The following is an 18924-nucleotide window of genomic DNA, read 5'->3' on the forward strand; positions in this document are numbered from 1 at the left end:
TCTCGCTTTAGTCCTTCGCTTTAACCGCGCTTCACTGCCGCTTCAATCCTGCACGAGGATCGTGACGCGGCGATTCGCGGCACGCGCGGCCGCGTCGTCGCCAATCACGAGCGGCACGTTGTCCGCGCGGCCCACGGCGGCGAGCCGATGCGGCTCCACGCCGCGCTCCACGAGAAAGCGCACCACGGCGCCGGCGCGCGCCGACGACAGCTCCCAGTTCGACTCGTATTTCGCGTTCGCAATGGGCACGTTGTCCGAGTGCCCTTCCACCAGAATGTTGCGCGTGGAATGCCGCGCGAGCGCAAGCGCCACCTTGCTCAACTCGTCGAACGATGCGGGCCGCAAATGCGCGTCGCCCGAATCGAACAGCACCTTCGCGTTGATCGCGATCTCCACGCCCTGCGCAACGGGCTCAACCGATATCTCGCTCGTCTCTCGCAGCGGGGCGAGCGACGCCATCAGCTCGCGCCGCGCGCGGTCGCGCTGCACGAGGGCCGGCGTGGGTGCCGCATCTGGGTGCGCACCTGGGTGCGCATCCGGCTGCGCGCCCGCGGTGCGCTGGCCGGCCACGTGCGCGTCGAACACCTTGATTTCGAGCGCCTTGTTCTTCGCCAGCTGCAACACGTAGAGCGCGAGAAACAGCACCATCATCGTGGTGATGACGTCGGCGTACGAGATCAGCCAGCGGTCAGAACGGCCGTCCTCGTGGCCTTCGTGGTCTGCGTGATCGTGACCCGACTTCGCTGAAGCGCGTCTGCTGGAAGAGGAGGTGTCCATGATGGGAGCCCTTGGCCCGAAGCTAAGCGCTCACGCGCTCAGACGAGCGATTCCGCCGAGCGGCCGCGCACGTCGCCCGCGAGCCGGGTTTCGATCATCTGCGGCGACTCCTTGCGCGAGATCGCGAGCAGGCCGTCCATGTAGAGCCGCCGGAAGCGCAGTTCGCTATCCACCTGCGCCTTGATCTTGCCGTAGAGCGGCAAAAACACGAGGTTCGCGAGGCCGAGCCCGTAGAGCGTGGCGATGAACGCAACGGCAATGCCTTCGCCCAGCCGTTCCGGTTCCAGCACGTGGCCCGTCACGTGAATGAGGCCGAGCACGGCGCCCAGAATGCCGAAGGTGGGCGCGTAGCCGCCCGCCTGCTGCCAGATGCGCGCGGCGGCCATGTGGTTGCGCTCGTAGGCATCCAGTTCGCGCTGCAATGCGTCTTCGATCACGGCGGTCGGCACGCCGTTGGCGAGCAGTTCGAGCCCGCGTTTGGCAAAGAGGCTGATGCCGCTCGCGTCGATGGATTCGAACGCGAGCATGCCGTTCAACTTGGCCTGGTCGCCCCATTCGAGCAACACGGAAAGACTTTCGCGATCCACCTGGCGCGCCTTCACGAACGCGAGGCGCAACTGCTTGATGCCATCGAAGAAGCGCGCCCACGTGTTCTGGATCATCACGGCGCCGAGCGTGCCGCCCGCCACGATGACGAGCGCCTCGGGCTGCACGAGCGTGGCGATGCTGCCGCCTTCCAGCGAGAACCCCACGATGATGGCGGCGGCGCCGAACAGCACGCCGAACAGGGTCAACAGGTCCATGCTTCATCGGGCTGCCGTTCGTGCGCAGGGACCGTTGCTTGCGGCCCACTACGCGCGAAAGCGGCGCGCCCGCCTCCCGATAGTCTCAAACGTTTCTCTACGGCCCCAGACGGGTCGAGCACCTCAAGCGCCTCAAGTACCTCAAGTACCTCAAGCCCCCGGCTGGGTGGAAGACGCCGCATTCACGGCGGCCGCCTTGATGGCCTTCACGGTTTCCACGAACCGCTGTTCGATTTCGCCCACCTCGATGGGGTCGATCTTGATGTCGCGCCGCATGACCCACGACACCTCATTCTTGCGCGTCTCGGTCATGACGGAGAGCAGCCGCTCGGCCACGGGCTGGCCGCCCAGCGAAGCGAGCAGTTTCGCGAGATCGTAAGTGTCGAACGCGCTCACGGCTTCGAAGAGCGTGCGCTGGTCGACGAACGCGAGGTCGTCGATCGAGGTGATCTCGCCGCCCGGCCGTGCGTTGCGTCGCGAGAAGTAGCTCACGCCCTTCTCTTCCACGTAATCGAGCACGCGGGTCTTGCGGAACGCGAAGACGTCCTCGGCAATCTCGGCGTGCGAGAGCTTGTTCAGGATCACGGACTTTTCAACACCGATCAGCGCTTCGAGGTCGTCGAGATCGATCAGCTCCAGCTCGCTCGCGAGCGCCACATCGAGTTCGCGATCGGCCACCTGCTGGGCGCGCTCGGTAATGCGCGTGGGGTCGAACGTGACCTGCTGGCGGCTTGATGCGCTGTCCTGGCTCGCCAGCCGGCTCGCGGCGCCGGCCAGATGTTCGGCGCGCCCGCCTTCCAGCGTGACGAGGTTGAGCTTTTCCATGCGCTTGAGCATGGCCATGACGTGCAGCCGCGAATGGCCCGCAATGGCGCGGCACTTCTTGACGACTTCGGAAAGCGGCACGGACACTTCCTCGCCGCGCCCGCGCCGGCCGTTGCCGTCCCAGCGGTCGCTGCCGCTCTCCGCACCACCCGCCATCAGCGCGAGCACGTGGGCATACGAGAGCACGCCCGGCAGGAAGTCCGCGTGGGTATAGGTGGCGAGCAGGTCGTCGCGCTTCTTCACGCGGCGAATCAGCGTGCGCACCATGTGGCGCAGCAGCGGCGAGGTGCGTTCCAGCTCCTGTTCGATGAGGCTCGCCTGCACCACGGTGAGCTGGCAAAAACTCAGCGCGCGGGCCGTATTGCCGCGCGGCTCGCCCGGCAGCAACGCGGCTTCGCCGAAGAATTCGCCCTTGCTGAGGGTGCCGAGCACGACCTTGCTGTCGTCGCAGACGGCGGAAATCTCGACTTTTCCGTCTGCGATGACGTAGACGAGGCCGTCGCTTGCAAAGCCTTCGGAATAGATGACCTCGCCCGGCGCGGCGGTGCGCGGCCATGACGATCGTTGCTGGTTCACGATGAATTCCCCGTAGCGTGTTATGGCCGCGCCGGTCCGTCCGCCCGCGGGTCGCCATTCGACCTGGGGCGCCTCCTTGACCGGTGCGGCGGTGTCGTTACATTTCGTTACTAGTTCTGGTAACGACAACGCGCGGAGATTTCTTTAACGCAAAAGGCTGATCGAAGTCACGGATTGACTTCGTGAGGTGTCGCGGGCGGTAGGGGGAAGCCGGCGCCGCCCGCATGGGTTCGCCGCCCGTGCCTGCCCGTGCCTGCCCGTGCCTGCCCGTGCCTGCCCGTGCCCATTTAGCCGGCAAAGACGAACGGGCCGGCTGACGCCCCTACCCCGCCAGTTTCCGGAACGTTTCCAGCACCGCCTCGCCCTTGAACGGCTTCACGATCCAGCCCTTCACGCCCGCGGCCTTGCCGCGCTCTTTCATCGCGGGGCTGCTTTCCGTCGTGAGCATGATCACGTTCACGGCCGTATTCGCGAGTTCGCCGCGAATCTTCTCGACCATCGTGAGGCCGTCCATGTTGGGCATGTTGACGTCGCTGATCACGAGCCGGATGCCCGGGTTGCCCCGCAGTTTCGTGAGGCCGTCCTTGCCGTCCACCGCCGTGTCCACGTCGAGGCCGTTCTTGCGCAGGAAACCGGCCACCTCGTCGCGCACCGTACCCGAATCGTCCACCACCAGAATTTTCGCCATCATCCTTCCCCGTTGCTTCGTTACCTTGCTTGCCAACCTGTAGGTACTGCCTAGAACAATTCCAGCTCGCCGCTGGTTTCCTCGACTGTTTCTACGTTCGCCGCGAAGTCGAGCGGCGCGTTCGCGCAGACGCAGAGCGTGGCCGCGAGCGGCACGTTGCCGCCTATCGTGAGTTCGTACGACGCCACGTGGTCCGGCTTCAGCTCGGCCAGATGCGCGAGGCTCGCGCTGCCCAGCACGTAGGGCGTGGACATGCCCAGATCCGGAAAATGGCCGACGAGCGCCTGGTTCATCGCGCCGCAGCACAGGTTCGCCACTTCCATGAACGCTTCGCGCAGCGGCTGGCCGCCCGCCGACGTCTCGCGCGCGAAGTAGCGGCGCGTGGCGTCGTCGTCGGTGAAATGCAGGCCCACCAGCAGGCGGAAAAAGAGCGACGAGATGGTGAGCACCACGACGCGCGCTTCCGGGTCCGCTTCCATGGCGACGTGGTCGGCACGCACGATTTCGCACGTGTCGTCGGCGTGAATGACGAGCCGCGTGCGTGCCGCCTTGTGGAAAATCTGTTCGAAGCTATGCTTCGCCTGCTCGGTAATCACGTTGTTGCCTGCGCCTGAAGTTTCGCCTGAAGCTGGTTCGCGAGCACCTCGACGCTGCCGAGCGACGCCGTGATCATCTTGCCGCCTGCCTGGATGTCCTGGAACGTGGCGGCCGTGACGAGGTCGTTGCGGTCGAGGCTGTCCTTATAGCTCTTCGAGAGTTCCTGCGAGCGCGACGCGAGCGTGCGCACTTCGCTCGCCACGATCGAAAAGCCGCGGCCCGCCGCCCCCGCGCGCGCCGCCTCGATGGACGCGTTGAGCGAGACGATCAGCACGTGCGCGACGATGGACGACAGCTCCTGGTTCTTCGCGTGCATGTCGTGGTTCTGCGTCATGAGCGAGATCATCTGCTCGTGCCAGCGTTCGAAGGTGCCCGACATGCCGCGCAGACGCGCGGCTTCGTCGGCGATGCGCCGTCCCAGCGCGAGCCATTCGTCGCGTTCGCGCCGCGTGACTTCAAGCTCGCCGCGCGCGGCTTGCGCTTGCTCCGACTGCTGCGCGAGTTGCGCTTCGAAGCGCGCCGTATCGGTGTCCCGCTGTGTCGTTTCGCTTTCGAGTTGCAGCGCAAGTGTCTCTTCGCGCGCCTCGGCCGCCGCACGCGCCGTGCGTTCGCTTTCGAGTTGCGTCGCGAATGCCGCTGTCGCGCGGCCCATGCGCGCCCGGTGCACGAGCACGGCCACGATCAGCACGAGCACGCCGCCCGCCAGCGCGGCGGCGATAGATGTTTCGATCACGTCGGTTTCCTCACTGCCACTGCCGCTTTCCTTGTGTGCTACGCCCCGCGTGACGGGGCCTTCGTCGGGCGCGTGATTAGCTCACGTAGTCCGTGTTCGCGGCCGGGTGTGCCGTCTTTTGCACGCCTACGCTGTCCACCGCCAGATGCCCGGGCAGACACACCACGGTCTGGAAGTGCCGCCAGGCCGCACCCTTGTTGTTGTCCGTGAAGCGCAGTTCGATGCTGCCGTGCTCGCGCGTGAGGAAGTTGCGCACGGCGTCCATGCCCACGCCGCGGCCCGAGACTTCGGTGACGCGCTCCGCCGTCGAAAAGCCCGGGCGGAAGATGAACTCGGCAATGGCTTCGTCGGAAAGTTCGGCATCTTGATCGATCCAGCCTCGCTCCATCGCGATGCCGCGAATGCGGGCAAGCGCGAGGCCGCGGCCGTCGTCGGAAAGCGTGATCTGCAGCACGTGGTTGTCCACGCCGGCTTCGATTTCGATCGTGCCCGCCGCGTGCTTGCCCTGCGCGACGCGTTCCGCGGCCGCTTCGATGCCGTGGTCCATCGAGTTGCGCACGAGGTGCATGAACACGTTGCGCAGCGTGCCCACGGCCTGGCTGCGCACGCGATAGCCGTTGTCGTCGATGCGCACCTGCGGCGCTTCCTTGCCCAGTTCCTTCGCCAGCGACGGCAGCGACTCCACCACGCCCGAGAGCGCCTTGCCGAACGTTTCGGTGCCGAGCAGCCGCAGCGTGTCGCGCACCGACTCGCGCATCGTCAGCAGGCCGCGCAGGTCGGCCGTGTCCGTCTCTTCGATCAGGCGCAGGCTTTCCTGAATGCGCGCCTTCTCCACCACGAGGTAATGCTCGGGGTTGCCCGCGCCGCCCGGCCCCTTACGGCCCAGGCTTTCCTCGTTGATCACGGCGTAGCTTTCGATCGCCTCGCGCACGCGCACGAGGTCCTGCATCAGCGCTTCCTGATCCCACTTGTGTTCGCTGTCGGCGCGACGCAGTTCTTCATAGACCTGCTCGGCTTCGTGAACGATGTTGGTGAGGTGCTGGAGGCTATACGTACGCGCATTGCCCTTGATGGTGTGCATGTTGCGGAACAGCTCGGCAATCGCGGAGCCGTCGGGCCGCTCGTACTGGCGGATGATGCGCTCGTTCTCGCTGATGAAGCCCGTCGCGCTTTCCACGAAATGGTGAAACTTCTCCTGGCTCACCGCGAGAATCTCGCCGATCATCTCGAGCCGCCGCTGCTGCTCGCCGGCCTGCGCCGCAAGCTGGCGCAGTTCCGTCACGTCGCGCACGCAGAGCATGAGGCGCACCACCGTGTCGCTTTCGTCGGTGATGGCAGACCACGAGAGGTCGAGAATCTTTTCCCGGCCATCGGCCATGCGCTTCGTGATCTCGTTCACGAGCAGGTGCTGGTTGAACTCGAAGTTGATGCTGTCTTCGCCAAGGCACGCGTGAATCGCGGCGTCCACCTGCGAAAGCGCGTCGGAGCCAATGTCCGTGTCGTCGAACACGAGCGTCATGAGCGGCTGGCCCGCAATCTCGCGCGTCTCGAAGATGGTTTCGAGATACGCCGAATATTCGGCGTGCACCACGGCGCCGTCCACCACCGTGAGAATGCCTTGCTGCATGTTCTGGAGCATGGCCTGGATGTCGGCGGTCTTCTGCTTCAACTGCGCGGAGCTTTGCTGGATCTTCTCGATCATGCCGTTGAAGGCCACGATGGAGCGCCCGATCTCGTCCATACGGCCCACCGGCACGCGCCGCGTGAAGTCCTGGCTCGACGCGATCTCGCTCATCATCGACTGCATGCGCGACAGCGGCCGCGTGATCTGGCGATAGAGCAAGAGACCGATCACCGTGAGCAGCAGCACCGCGCCGCCCGTCACGCCCGAAATCGCGGTAACGGTGGTGGCGAGCATGCCGTTCAGGCCCGCAATGGCGTCGTCTTTCTGGCGGTTCTTCTCCACGCGCATCGTTTCGACGATGCCTTCCAGTTCGTCGCGATACTGCGCGACGTTCGCAAAGAGATAGGCTTGGGCCAGTTCGTTCTTGCCCGCGGCTTTCATCTTCGCGGTTTCATCGATGGCCTGGAAATAGTTGGCAAGGCTTTCACGCGCCTGCGTCACCAGCCCGCGCTGCGCGTGGCTCGCGGCGGACTTCTCCTGGATGTCGAGCGCCGTGTGCAGCGCCGTCTCTTTCGCCTTCAACTCGGCTTGCGCCTGCGTCACCATGTTGGCGTCGGGCGCGTAGACAAGCGTCATGGTGGCAATCTGCACGTCTTTCACTTCGGAAACCAGATCCGCGGAAGCGAGTGCACTCGGCACCACGCCCTGCGTGACCTGCTTTACATCGACCGCGCTGCGGCGCGTCTGATACACGGCGTAGCCGCCGATCGCCGACAAGGCGACGAACATCAGAACGACCAGCAACGTAATGCGGTGGCGTATGGTCATGGCACAACTCCCCGTAGCAAGCCTGCTGCTGTCCTGTAGTGGCTCGCGCTTTCTCTTCGCGGAATCGTCGAGCCCCCGGATTATCGGCGAGCGCATGTGACTCGAATGTGACGGTCACGGAGCCGGCAAGCGCCACGCCGCGCAACGGTCAATTGCTTTTCTCAGGCGTAAAGTTTTGGCCGGGACAGCCGTTAACCAAGGCGGTTCTCGGTGTCGATCTGCGTGCCGGTTTTGTGCTGCGCGGCCGGGCAAACGTTTGCGCAACACCAACAACGCATAGGTCGCTTATCGCGCCGCTGCCGCCACCAGCCGCCCCACCGCAATCACGGCCTGCTCGATTTCCGGCGACCACGCGTAGCTGTAGTTGAGGCGAATGAAGTACCCATACCCGCCCTTCGCCGAAAACATGCAGCCCGGCCCCACGGTGATGCCGGCTTCGAGCGCGTCGCGGTACAACTGCATCGAGTCCACTTTGCGCGGCAACTCCACCCACAGCACGTAGCCGCCCTGCGGCTCCGACGTGCGCGTGCCCTCGGGAAAGAAACGCGCGACCGTTGCGCGCATCAGCTTCGCCTGGTGTGCATAGGCCTGGCGCAAGCGCCGCAGGTGATGGTCGTAGCCGTCGTTCTTCAGATATTCGGCAATGGCGAGCTGGGCAATGGAAGGCGTGGTGAGCGTGTTGAGGAACTTCAGCTTCTCGACCTGATCGCGATAGCGCCCCGGCATCGCCCAGCCCACGCGGTAAGCCGCGGTCAGGCTCTTCGCGAACGATGCGCAGTGCAGCACGATGCCCGCCGTGTCGTACGACTTCAGCGCCGTGGGGTGCACGTCGCCGTAGTGCAGTTCCTGGTACACGTCGTTTTCGATCACGGGCACGTCGTGGCGCGTGAGCAGTTCGACGAGCGCGCGTTTCTTCTCGTCGGGCATCTGGAAGCCGAGCGGATTCTGGAAGTTCGGCATCACCATGCAGGCCGCGATACGGCGCTTCGCGAGCAGCTCGGCGAGTGCGTCGATGTCGATGCCTTCGCGCGGATGCGTCGCCACCTCGATGGCGCGCATACCCATGCGTTCGATGGCGTGCAGCATCGCGTAGAACGTGGGCGACTCCACGGCGATGGTGTCGCCCGGTTTGGCCACCGCTTGCAGACAGAGGTTGATGGCTTCCGTGGCGCCCACCGTCACGACGATCTCGCGCGCGTCCACGGGCACGCCGTTCTCCGCGTAGCGCCGTGCGATCTGGCGGATCAGTTCCGGGTGGCCCGGCGGCAGTTCGTCGGTCACGCCCCATTGCACCTTGCGGCGCGCGATGTTGTAGGCGTACCGGCTGATCTTCGCCGAGGGAAAGCGCGACGGGTCCGGGTATGGCGAGCCGAGCGGCACGGCGTTGTCCACGCCGATGGAACGCAGCGTGGCGAGCACGAGCCGGCTCACGTCCACCTGGGCCGACACGGCGGCGGGACGTGAGGCGCTCAGGCCCTCCCCGCCCTCGTTTTTCCGTGAAGCCTGCCGCTTGCCGCCCGCCGCGGCCCGCACGAAATAGCCGGACTGCGGACGGCTCTCGATCAGCCCGCGGCTTTCCAGCTGCAGATACGCGCGAATCACCGTCTTGATGCTCACGCGATATTGCTGGCTGGTCTGCCGCACGGACGGAATGCGTTCGCCCGCACGGAACACGCCGCCGCGAATCTGGGCCTCGACGTCGGCCGTCAACTTTTCGTAGAGCTTCAACGCTTGCCTCGTTTCGTTGGACTTGCCTGCGCCATGAGGGGAAAGCGCCAGGGAGTACAGTGCGCACCCGCAACGCGCGCGCCTGCCGAACTGTACTCCTCGAACCGCCTGCGATGTGTGCGCCTTGCACCGGCCCCGCCGCCCTTAACCTTCGCTCACTGACAAAGCGCCCGCGACATTTCGGCACGCGGCTACAAGCCGCCATCGGGCGCAACTGGTCGCGGCTAGTCACGGTTAGTCGCGGTCAGTGGCCATCAATAAGGCCGCACCCACCCGCGCGGTACCAGGCAACGGAGCACACACATGGCAGAGTCGAAACCCCGCGCACGCATTGCGCCCTACCATCAGCCCGCCGCGGGCTGGGGCGCGCTCAAGCACGTCGCCATCAGCCTCGTGAAGGAAAAGGTGGCGGGCGGCAAGTACCGCACGCTCTTCCGGCAGAACCAGCCCGACGGCTTCGACTGCCCCGGCTGCGCCTGGCCCGACCGCCAGCACACGTCCACCTTCGAGTTCTGCGAAAACGGCGTGAAGGCCGTGGCCGCGGAAGCCACCTCGAAGCGCGTCACGCCCGCGTTGTTCGCTGCGCACACCGTCGAAGCGCTGATGCAAGAGAGCGACTACGAACTCGAACAGCACGGCCGCCTCACCGACCCGATGGTCTACGACGCACTCGCCGACCGCTACGTGCCCATCTCGTGGGACGGCGCGTTCGCGCTGATCGCGCGGCACCTGAACGCGCTCGATACCCCGCACGAAGCCGCGTTCTACACCTCGGGCCGCGCGAGCAACGAGGCCGCGTTCCTCTATCAATTGTTCGTGCGCCTGTACGGCACCAACAATTTCCCCGACTGCTCGAACATGTGCCATGAGGCCACGAGCCGCGGGTTGCCCGGCACCGTGGGCATCGGCAAGGGCACCGTGACGCTCGACGACTTCGAGCACGCAGACACGCTCTTGATCTTCGGCCAGAACCCCGCCACCAACCATCCGCGCATGTTGGGCGAATTGCGCGAATGCGCGCGCCGCGGCGCCACCATCGTCTCGATCAATCCGCTGCGCGAGCGCGGCCTGGAACGCTTCGCGAGCCCGCAACATCCCGTGGAGATGCTCACGCTCGGCAGCACGCCCATCGCCTCCACGTTCATTCAGCCGAAGGTGGGCGGCGACTTCGCGCTCATCAAAGGCGTCGCCAAACGCGTGCTCGAACTGGACGACGCTGCGCGCGACGCCGGCACGCCGCGCGTGCTCGACCTCGACTTCATCGCCACGCACACCTCGGGCTTCGACGCCTTCGCAGACGATCTACGCGCCGAAAGCTGGCCGCTGATCGAGGAAGAATCGGGCGTGCCGCGCGAGCAGATCGAAGGGCTTGCGCGCATCTACGCGAACGGCAAGCGCGTGATCGCGACCTGGGGCATGGGGCTCACGCAGCACAAGCGCTCGGTTCAGACCATCCAGATGCTCTCGAACCTCATGATGATGCGCGGCAATATCGGCCGCGAAGGCGCGGGCCTGTGCCCCGTACGCGGTCATTCGAACGTGCAGGGCAACCGCACGGTGGGCATCGAAGAAAAGCCCACGCAGGCGTTTCTCGATCGCCTCGCCCGGGTATTCGGCTTCGAGCCGCCGCGCGAACATGGCTACGACGTCGTGGAAACCATCGAGGCCATGCTCGCGGGCCGCATCAAGGTGTTCGTGAGCCTGGGCGGCAATTTCTCGATCGCGACGCCTGACACGCCGCGCACCTGGGACGCGCTGCGCGCCTGCGACCTCACGGTGCACATCGCGACCAAGCTCAACCGCAGCCATCTCGTGCACGGCAAGGCCGCGCTGATCCTGCCCACGCTCGGCCGCACCGAAGTGGACCTGCAAGGCGGCGTTGCACAGGGCGTGACCGTGGAAGACTCCATGAGCATGGTCCACATCTCGTACGGCATGAACACGCCCGCGTCGCCGAATCTGATGTCGGAAACGGCGATCGTCGCGCACATGGCGCACGCCACGCTCGGCAGCGCGAAGGTGGACTGGCTGGCCTACGCCGCCGACTACACGCGCATTCGCGACGCCATCGAGCAGTCGATTGCGGGCTTCGAGCGCTACAACGAACGCGTGGCGCAGCCGGGCGGCTTCCATCTGCGCGTGGCCTCGCGCGAGCGCGACTGGCAGACCGCCACGGGCAAGGCCAACTTCGTGGCGCACCCGCTCGACACGGACACGCCCGTGCATCGCGCGAAACGTCTCTACGGCGAACGCGTGATGACGCTCATGACCACGCGCTCGCATGACCAGTACAACACCACCATCTACGCGCTGGACGACCGCTATCGCGGCGTGTTCGGCCAGCGCCGCGTGGTGTTCATCCACGCGGCGGACCTCGCGATGCTCGGCTTCAAGGCGGGCGACTGGGTCGACCTGACCACCGTCTGGGACGACGGCATCGAGCGGCGCGCGGACGGCTTCCTGCTCGTGGAGTACGACATTCCGCGCGGCTGCATCGGCGCCTATTACCCGGAAACGAATCCGCTCGTGCCGCTTTCGAGTGTGGCCGACGTGTGCAACACGCCTACGTCGAAGTCGGTGCCGGTGCTGCTGCATCGGTCGGCTGTGCAGGCTGCTGCCTGAATGCACGAGTCCATGAGTCCGCAGGAACATGACGCGGTGACAGGAGAGGTACAGCCATGATCGTTCGTCCGCAGCAACACTGGCTGCGCATGCTGTTCGTCTGGAACGGCTCGGTGCTTCAGGCCATCATGCCGCAGCTTGCGATCATGCTGGCCGTGAGCGTGCTCGCCGTTGCCACGGGCGGCCGCATACTCGGCGAAAAGATTCTGCTGAGCACGGCGCCATTCACACTGTGCGGCGTTGCGCTCACGATCTTTCTCGCGTTTCGCAACAACCGCAGCTACGACCGCTACTGGGAAGCGCGCACGTTGTGGGGCAACCTGCTGATCGCGGCGCGCACACTGACGTCACAGACGCTCGCCTATGTGCCAACGGGTTCGCACGAAGGTTCGCAGCAGTTCGACCGCGACGCGTTCGTGCGCTCGCTCATTGCGTTCGCCTATGCGCTCAAGCATCAACTGCGCAACACCGACCCGTACGACGACCTCGAACCGCTCGTGGGCGCCACGCGCGCCATTGCGCTGAAGGGGCGGCAGTATCGGCCGGTCGCGATCCTCAATGATCTGCGCACGACGCTCGGCGGTCTGCACCAGCGCGGCACGCTGGGCGCCGCGCCGCTCTGGATGCTCGACGCGCAGTTGAACGAACTCGAAAAGATCGTGGGCGGCTGCGAGCGGATTGCCTCCACACCCATTCCGTTCGCCTATGGCGTGCTGCTGCATCGCACGGTCTACGCGTATTGCTTTCTGCTGCCGTTCGGCCTTGTGGCGTCGCTGGGTGTGTTCACGCCGCTCATCGCGGTGTTCGTCTCGTACACCCTGATTGCGCTCGAAGCCATTGCAGGCGACATCGCCGAGCCCTTCGGCACGGCACCGAACAATCTCGCGCTCGATGCGCTGACGCGCAACATCGAACGCTCGCTGCTGGAGTTGTGCGATGAGCCAGTGCCGGCCGAGGTAGTGCCGGGGCCGAAGTATCGGATTACTTGAGCGGTTGTGGAAGCGCGCGTAGAGAGCCGCAATGAAGCAGACGTCAACCGCACCGCTTTCCTGCGCCCTGCAATGAATAAACAATGAACAAAAAAACCCCAACGCCGCAGCGTTGGGGTGACAGAGGTATGAAACACGTTCAACCACGGGTATGAGTGAACGCGATTCAACGTTAGATCATTGCGCATCCCGCACATAGGCCTTAATCTGAAAATCAGTATTCCATACGAGACTGGAATCCCGGAAATGGATCGTCCACAGGCGCCACGAACGCGCGGTTCGAGCGAGCAGCCGATTAGACGTCAGAACTGCGTCATGATGCCGGCAAATGCCCCGAACTGCCCCTTGCCGTAGTTGGGATTGGTGTTGTCGCCACCGTTGACGGGGTCGTTGTTCGCATTGGCTCCGTACGGGTCGCTATAGCCGTTGCCGAGACCGATGTTCGACGTTGAACTGTTGTGCACGTAGCCCAGCTCCGAGTACAGGAAGGTACGGCGCGACAGGTTGTAGGTGCCGGCCAGCGTGTACATGGTCGCGTTGCCGTTACCGTTGTTCGCGTTGGCGTGATAGACGGCGGCGGTGAGTGCGGCGTCTGTCGTGACCTGCCAGGCGGCGCCGAGCCATTCGTGGTTGACCGCGGTAGGTAGCGACGTGCCGCCCGGCAGCGTGGTGGGCGTGGCGGTGCCGAAGTAGCCGGCGTTGGATGCGTCCGGTGCGCTCAGGTGCTGGAAGCCGGCATAGACCTTGACCGGCCCGAACGTGACAGTGCCACCGGCCAGTATCGAGCGCGACGCCAGGTACACGTTGCTGAACTGGCCATTCGGATCGCGAATTTCGTCATAGATAGCCTGCAGCTCGAAATTAGACGCGTTGTACTGCGCCTTGAGGCCGTCCGAACGCCCTTGCGCGCTGCCGAGCCCGGTCGACGTACCGAGTTGGCCCGGCGCGCTGCCCGGGCTGCCGGCGTTCCATGTATTGGCGTTCGTGAGGTCGTACTGGCCTTTGAGCGTGAGGCCGCCGAACGATGCCGTCGTGTACTCGAGACCATTGCCTGCCTGCGACCAGTTGCGGCCGCGCACCAGCGTCGAGATCGCGTAGGCCTGCATCACCTGCGGGTCGAGGTCCCAGCTGTCCTGCTCAATTTCGCCGGCGCCGAAGTTCCCCATCTTGAACGTACCGTAGGTCTCGTTCGAAAGGCCTACCGTTGCGGCTCGACCGAACAGCGACCCGTTGCCGTACGAGCCGTTCTGCGTGTTCAGCCCCATTTCGAGCTGGAAGATCGCCTTGGTGCCCCCACCCAGGTCTTCCGCGCCCTTGATGCCGAACTCGCTTTCGCCCCAGTCACCGCTTTCGGCGCTAATCTGCGAGCCCTTCGGCAGCCCCGATTCGTACTGGACGCCGTTGTCGATACGGCCGTACAGCGTGACGCTGCTTTGGGCCGAAGCCGCAGTCGCCATTGCGCCCAGGAGGGCCGCCAGAATGGTCTTTTTCACTATGGTCTCCTAAATAGATGAAAAGAAAAAGGCGAATGATTGAAGTCGCCGGGAAAGATTTGTTTGTATGGCGCGAGGCGGATTATAGATTTGCGCCCCTGGCGCTAGATGACCGCGCGGCCCTGGAAGAAATACCGATGCTGGATTCGTTGATTAACGCTTGTGGCTGGTGTAATGCGACGGATATTTAATTTTGGAAGTCGACCGTAATTTATTTTTCGCAGACAAAACAGTGACTTTTACTTGATCGCGCAATCACGCTCTATAAAAATAAATTTAGTTTCATTGAAATGACAGGTTTTTCATTTCTCTGATGCGGTCAAGCTCGCCTGAAAATGGCGATCGACGTGCCCGGCGTTTTGATTCCTGCCCGCGATTGTGGTGCGGGCGCAACTTGTCCGACAACGGACGCACGGCTAGCGCGGCGCCCCGTGTCGTGCCGTGTCCACTCCGCTAGCGCACTGCCGGAAGGTTATCCCCAGTTTTTGTTGGCAAGACTGTGGACAACCTGCGGGTACGTGCCGTAAGTGACTGATCCGAAACCCATGTGCGGCTTGCGTGCAAACATAGGCGCCGCGGCGATCGAAGCACGACGCCGCGGCGGTGAAGCTCAGGCCGCCGCCCGCTCGGCCTGGCTGGCGGTCGTCTCGTCTGCCCTGCCCGCCTCGCTGCGGATAGCCTCCACCACATAAGCCGCGTCGCGCGCGATGCCCGAAAACCGCCCCGAGCCCCACGTATGCAACCACGGCAGTCCGACGAAATAGAGCCCCGGCAGCGGCGTGACGCCGCGCACATGCGAGGGGTAGCCGCGGCCGTTGAACACCGGCGCGTCGAGCCAGCTGAAGTCGGGCGTAAAGCCGATGCACCAGACGATGGCCGCAATGCCGCTCGCGGCAAGGTCCAGCGTGGTACGCTCCGCGCCCGGTCGCCAGAGCGGCTCGTACGGTGAGCCGGGCGGCGCATCGATACCGCTCTTTTCGATAAACGCGTCGATGCTCGCGTTGATGCGGTTGTAGGTATCGTCGGCGCTGTCGAGGCTCGCGCCAAGGTTCGCTTCGAAGTGCAATTGCCCCGCGCGCAGGTCATGCAGGCGGCCGTATAGCTCCATGCCTTCGCGCGCGAACTTGCGCAGGTCGATGTCGCGACCGCCGTCGCGGCCCGTCACGTAGTGGTTGGTGTTGTCGCGCACGCCCTCGCGCAACGGATGCTGCTCCACCGGCATGTCGTAGTAGCCCATGTCCGCGAGCCAGTCCACCACGTCGCGCCCGCGATAGAAGCGCGCGCAGCGCGGCGCGTCGCCCACGGCAAGGAACACCTTGCGGCCCGCGAGGTGCAGATCTTCGGCAATCTGCGCGCCCGACTGGCCCGAGCCCACCACGAGCACCGCGCCCGCGGGCAGCAACTGCGGGTTGCGATATTCGGCCGAGTGCAGTTGCACGATGTGCGCGGGCACGCGCTCGGCCATGCGCGGAACGATGGGCGTGTGGTAGCCGCCCGAGGCCACCACGACATGGTCCGCTGTGAAGTCGCCGCGGTCCGTCGTAACGGCATAGCGGCCCAGGGTCGGGCCCTGTCCCTGCGCGCCGGAGCCCGCGAGCTTCACACGCCTCACGCCCGTGTGTTCGAGCACCGGCGCATCCACGGCGGCCACGAAGCCGTCCAGGTACGCGACGATCTCGTCTTTCTTCATGAAGCCGTGCGGGTCGGCCCCGTTGTAGGGATGCCCCGGCAACGCACATTGCCAGTTCGGCGTGACGAGGCAAAACGTGTCCCAGCGCTGGTCGCGCCACGTGTGGGTAACGGTGTGCTTTTCGAACACGAGATGATCGATGCCCGCCTGCTGGAGGAAGTAGCTCACCGAGAGCCCCGCCTGCCCGCCGCCCACGACGATCACGCTGTAATGGCCCGGCTCGCCGGCCGCGCCGGGGCGTTGGGTGGAAAGAGATGTCGACATGACGGATTCCTGCCTCGCTGAATGACAGTTGAGAATGGCGCTTGCCGTTACGGTTACGCGCTAGCGCAACGCGATGACGGTGACCGCGGCATCGGCCACACCGGCGAAGCCCGCGGCGGTCTGCTCGATTTGCGCGAGCTGGTCCATGGCCGCGGAGCACGCGAAGCCGTACTTCTCGCGCACGCGCTCCGAACCGATGTGCAACGCTCGCCGCGCGCGCTCGACGAAGTCTTCGAGCGCATAGCGCTGGCCCGGCGCGAAGAAATCGCCGACCACGGTGGAAGGCGAATAGCAGTCCGCCTCGCTGCCGTCGGGCCAGCGGACGAGGAAATGCATGACGGGCATGAGGTGCTCCTGTGACGATTTAACGAGAGGACTCGGGCAAGGGCATCGAGCAAGGAACCCAGGCAACGGCTTAACGCACTGCGAGCCTTCGCCCGGCGAGCCACGCTCCGTAGATCTGCAAATGGCATCGCGCGCTCGCCGCCCAGCTGAAGCGATCGAGCAGCGCGGGCACGGCCTGCGTGAAGTCGATTCCGCCGCGCGCGTGCAGCGCACGGCGCAGCGCGCCCGCGATGGACTGCGCATCGAGCGGATTGGCCCACACGCAGACGCGCTCGTCGAGGTATTCGGTGAACGGCGCAATGCGCGAGACCACCACGGGACGGCCGCACGCAAGCGCCTCCAGCACCACGAGGCCGAAGCCCTCGCGCACGGAGACCATCGCGACCACGTCCGCGCTGCGGAACAGCGCGGGCATGTCGGCATCGTCCACGGTGCCGGTCAACACGACGGCTGCGCCGCGCCCGATGCGCAGCCCGCACGCCGCCGCCCGCGCCGCGAACTGCCGCGCGTACGCATCGTGGTCGAGCAGGCTTGCGCCGCCCGCAATCACGAGTTGCGCGGCGGGCGCCGTTTGCCGCAAGCGTGCGAACGCTTCCAGCAGCATCAGCGTGTTCTTGCGCGCCTCCACGCCGCCCACGGCGAGCACCACCGGGCCACCTTCCTTCGTGATGCCGAGGCGTTGTCGCACGGCGTGGTCTTCGTCGGCGGGCGCGGTGCAAAAGCGTTCGACGTCCACGCCATTGGGCACGGTCAGCGCGGCCACGCCGTGATCGCGCTGCATACGCTGCGCCCATGCATCGCTCACACAAAGCACCACGTCCGCGTCGTGCCACGCGCGCCGCTGCCAGTGTTCGAGGCGCAAGTCGTCGAATACGTCGAGGTGATGCACCGTGCGCACGAAGCCCGCGATGTGCCCTTCTTCCTTCAACTGCGCGAGCGCATTGCCGCTGATGCTGTCCCCCGCATGCAGGATGTCGAAATGAGCGGCGCCGCGTTCGAGCAGCGCATCGAGCAGTGCACGCCTTAACGCAGCGATGCGTGTTTCGACCATCGCCACCGTGTTCGCGGGCCGGTCCGTCACACGCGCGAGCACCACGCGGCAAGGCGTGTCGCGAAACATCGTCTCGCCTTGGGCGGCGGGCGCGAACACGGTCACGTCGCACCCTTCGTCATGCAGCGCACGCGCAAGCTCCAACGTATGCACCACACCGCCGCGCGGATTCACGGAGTGTGTGAAAAGCGCCACACGCAACGCGCGGGCGGAAAGCGGTACGGGCGGCACCGTCGACGGCAAGGACGCAAGCCGATCGTTCATGACGGCCGCCGCTCGCAAGACGTCGGCAGAATGAACGGCGCATCGCGCAGGTCCCAGAGCAACGCGGCATCGCCGCGCTGCGTTACCGCGACTTCGCGCGTTGCATCCACGGTGCCGATCACAGCGCACGCGAGCGACCGCCCGGCAAAGCGCGCGAGCACGGCATCGACGTGCGGCTCGCGTACCGAAAGCAGAAAGCCATAGCTCGGAAACGCGGTGAGCCAGCGTTCGAAGTCCGCAGCCGACTGCACGAACGCAGGGCGCGGAATCGCATCGAGATCGATACGCGCGCCCACGCCCGAGCATTCGAGCAACATGAGCGCCGTGCCCAGCGTGCCGGCCATGCTGATGTCCTTGGCCGCATCGCAATGTCCGTCCTCGGCCAGTTGCGGCAGCAGTTCGAGGTCAGCGCGCAACCGTTCGCCGGGCGCGCCCACCGAAGCATTCCAGAACGGATACGGTTCTTCGTACCGGCCGCGCAGGTCGACGGCCATGACGAGACGATCGCCCGGCTTTGCATTGAAGCTGGAGAGCAACGCCTTCGCACGACCCACGATGGACACCGCCAGTTGCGCCGCACCGCTGCGCACGTTGCTGTGGCCGCCCACCACGGGCACGCCGTAGGCCACGGCCGCCGCAGCCAGACCTTCGAGCACGGGCTGCGCGGCGGCTACGCCGTCGCTCCACAGCGCATCCACGACTGCGAGCGGCCGGCCCCCCATCGCGTAGATGTCGCTCACGTTGACCATCACGCCGCTGTAGCCCGCGAACCACGGCATCGCCGCCACGAAGTCGCCCACCATGCCCTCGATGGCGAACAGCAGATAGCCGTCGCCGTCCGCGATGGCCGCACAGTCGTCGCCCACGGCAACGACCTGCGCGAGATCACGTGAACCATTCGGCAAGCGCTGGGCGAGCGCGCCCACCACGTCCGCGATGTCGGTCTTGTGCGCAAAGCCGCGGCTCGCACGCAACCGCTCGACGAGCGCGGCAAGGTTCAGCTCATTGTTCAGCGCATTGAGCGGGA

16 protein-coding genes are annotated in these 18924 nt (G+C 65.3%); 3 read left to right on the forward strand and 13 right to left on the reverse strand.

The window, feature by feature from the left end; translation table 11 throughout:
* Positions 1–42: 42 nt before the first annotated feature.
* From P2869_RS10505 to P2869_RS10540, 8 genes are all read right to left on the reverse strand, one after another.
* The gene (locus tag P2869_RS10505; protein WP_277596406.1) at positions 43–777 is read right to left on the reverse strand and encodes an OmpA family protein; all 735 of its coding nucleotides are present in this window, start codon (positions 775–777) and stop codon (positions 43–45) included.
* A 38-nt stretch (positions 778–815) separates the two neighbouring features.
* Positions 816–1580 (reverse strand): flagellar motor protein, encoded by a 765-nt coding sequence (locus P2869_RS10510; protein WP_017776406.1) that lies wholly within the window; start codon positions 1578–1580, stop codon positions 816–818.
* Positions 1581–1730: 150 nt separating this feature from the next.
* Positions 1731–2981 (reverse strand): Crp/Fnr family transcriptional regulator, encoded by a 1251-nt coding sequence (locus tag P2869_RS10515; RefSeq protein WP_277596407.1) that lies wholly within the window; start codon positions 2979–2981, stop codon positions 1731–1733.
* Positions 2982–3303: 322 nt separating this feature from the next.
* Positions 3304–3669, reverse strand: coding sequence for a response regulator (locus P2869_RS10520; protein ID WP_026121776.1), 366 nt, complete (start codon positions 3667–3669; stop codon positions 3304–3306).
* Between the two features lie 50 nt (positions 3670–3719).
* Positions 3720–4265 carry a hypothetical protein gene (locus P2869_RS10525; protein WP_126876167.1) on the reverse strand — a complete coding sequence of 182 codons (546 nt, stop codon included), beginning with the start codon at positions 4263–4265 and terminating at the stop codon, positions 3720–3722.
* Positions 4262–4999, reverse strand: coding sequence for a methyl-accepting chemotaxis protein (locus tag P2869_RS10530; RefSeq protein WP_277596408.1), 738 nt, complete (start codon positions 4997–4999; stop codon positions 4262–4264). The genes P2869_RS10525 and P2869_RS10530 overlap by 4 nt, the downstream gene beginning before the upstream one ends.
* A gap of 76 nt (positions 5000–5075) precedes the next feature.
* Positions 5076–7451 (reverse strand): MCP four helix bundle domain-containing protein, encoded by a 2376-nt coding sequence (locus tag P2869_RS10535; RefSeq protein WP_277596409.1) that lies wholly within the window; start codon positions 7449–7451, stop codon positions 5076–5078.
* A 285-nt stretch (positions 7452–7736) separates the two neighbouring features.
* A complete protein-coding gene (locus tag P2869_RS10540; protein ID WP_277596410.1) occupies positions 7737–9179 on the reverse strand; it encodes a PLP-dependent aminotransferase family protein in 1443 nt (480 codons plus the stop codon).
* Between the two features lie 303 nt (positions 9180–9482).
* On the opposite strand from P2869_RS10540, the gene P2869_RS10545 reads away from it, so the two are divergent.
* The gene (locus tag P2869_RS10545; RefSeq protein ID WP_277596411.1) at positions 9483–11801 is read left to right on the forward strand and encodes an FdhF/YdeP family oxidoreductase; all 2319 of its coding nucleotides are present in this window, start codon (positions 9483–9485) and stop codon (positions 11799–11801) included.
* Positions 11802–11857: 56 nt separating this feature from the next.
* The gene (locus P2869_RS10550; RefSeq protein ID WP_126876162.1) at positions 11858–12790 is read left to right on the forward strand and encodes a bestrophin family ion channel; all 933 of its coding nucleotides are present in this window, start codon (positions 11858–11860) and stop codon (positions 12788–12790) included.
* A gap of 302 nt (positions 12791–13092) precedes the next feature.
* On the opposite strand, the gene P2869_RS10555 is transcribed toward P2869_RS10550, so the two are convergent.
* Positions 13093–14286 carry a porin gene (locus tag P2869_RS10555; protein WP_152495102.1) on the reverse strand — a complete coding sequence of 398 codons (1194 nt, stop codon included), beginning with the start codon at positions 14284–14286 and terminating at the stop codon, positions 13093–13095.
* Positions 14287–14318: 32 nt separating this feature from the next.
* Between P2869_RS10555 and P2869_RS10560 the strand changes: the two genes are divergently transcribed.
* Positions 14319–14474, forward strand: a complete 156-nt coding sequence (locus tag P2869_RS10560; protein ID WP_199539788.1) for a hypothetical protein — start codon at positions 14319–14321, stop codon at positions 14472–14474.
* Positions 14475–14893: 419 nt separating this feature from the next.
* Here the strand turns inward: P2869_RS10560 and P2869_RS10565 are convergent, their stop codons facing one another.
* The 4 genes from P2869_RS10565 to P2869_RS10580 form a co-directional block, all read right to left on the reverse strand.
* A complete protein-coding gene (locus tag P2869_RS10565; RefSeq protein ID WP_277596412.1) occupies positions 14894–16237 on the reverse strand; it encodes an MSMEG_0569 family flavin-dependent oxidoreductase in 1344 nt (447 codons plus the stop codon).
* A 60-nt stretch (positions 16238–16297) separates the two neighbouring features.
* Positions 16298–16582 carry an MSMEG_0570 family nitrogen starvation response protein gene (locus P2869_RS10570; RefSeq protein ID WP_017776395.1) on the reverse strand — a complete coding sequence of 95 codons (285 nt, stop codon included), beginning with the start codon at positions 16580–16582 and terminating at the stop codon, positions 16298–16300.
* A 70-nt stretch (positions 16583–16652) separates the two neighbouring features.
* Positions 16653–17897: an MSMEG_0565 family glycosyltransferase gene (locus P2869_RS10575; RefSeq protein WP_277596413.1), complete on the reverse strand. Its 1245-nt coding sequence runs from the start codon at positions 17895–17897 to the stop codon at positions 16653–16655.
* On the reverse strand, positions 17894–18898 hold the full coding sequence (locus P2869_RS10580; protein ID WP_277598110.1) for a sll0787 family AIR synthase-like protein: 1005 nt from the start codon (positions 18896–18898) through the stop codon (positions 17894–17896). Before P2869_RS10580 ends, P2869_RS10575 begins: the two co-directional genes overlap by 4 nt.
* Positions 18899–18924: the final 26 nt, after the last annotated feature.

The organism is Paraburkholderia sp. SUR17 (genome assembly GCF_029536165.1).
GTDB lineage: Bacteria > Pseudomonadota > Gammaproteobacteria > Burkholderiales > Burkholderiaceae > Paraburkholderia > Paraburkholderia kururiensis.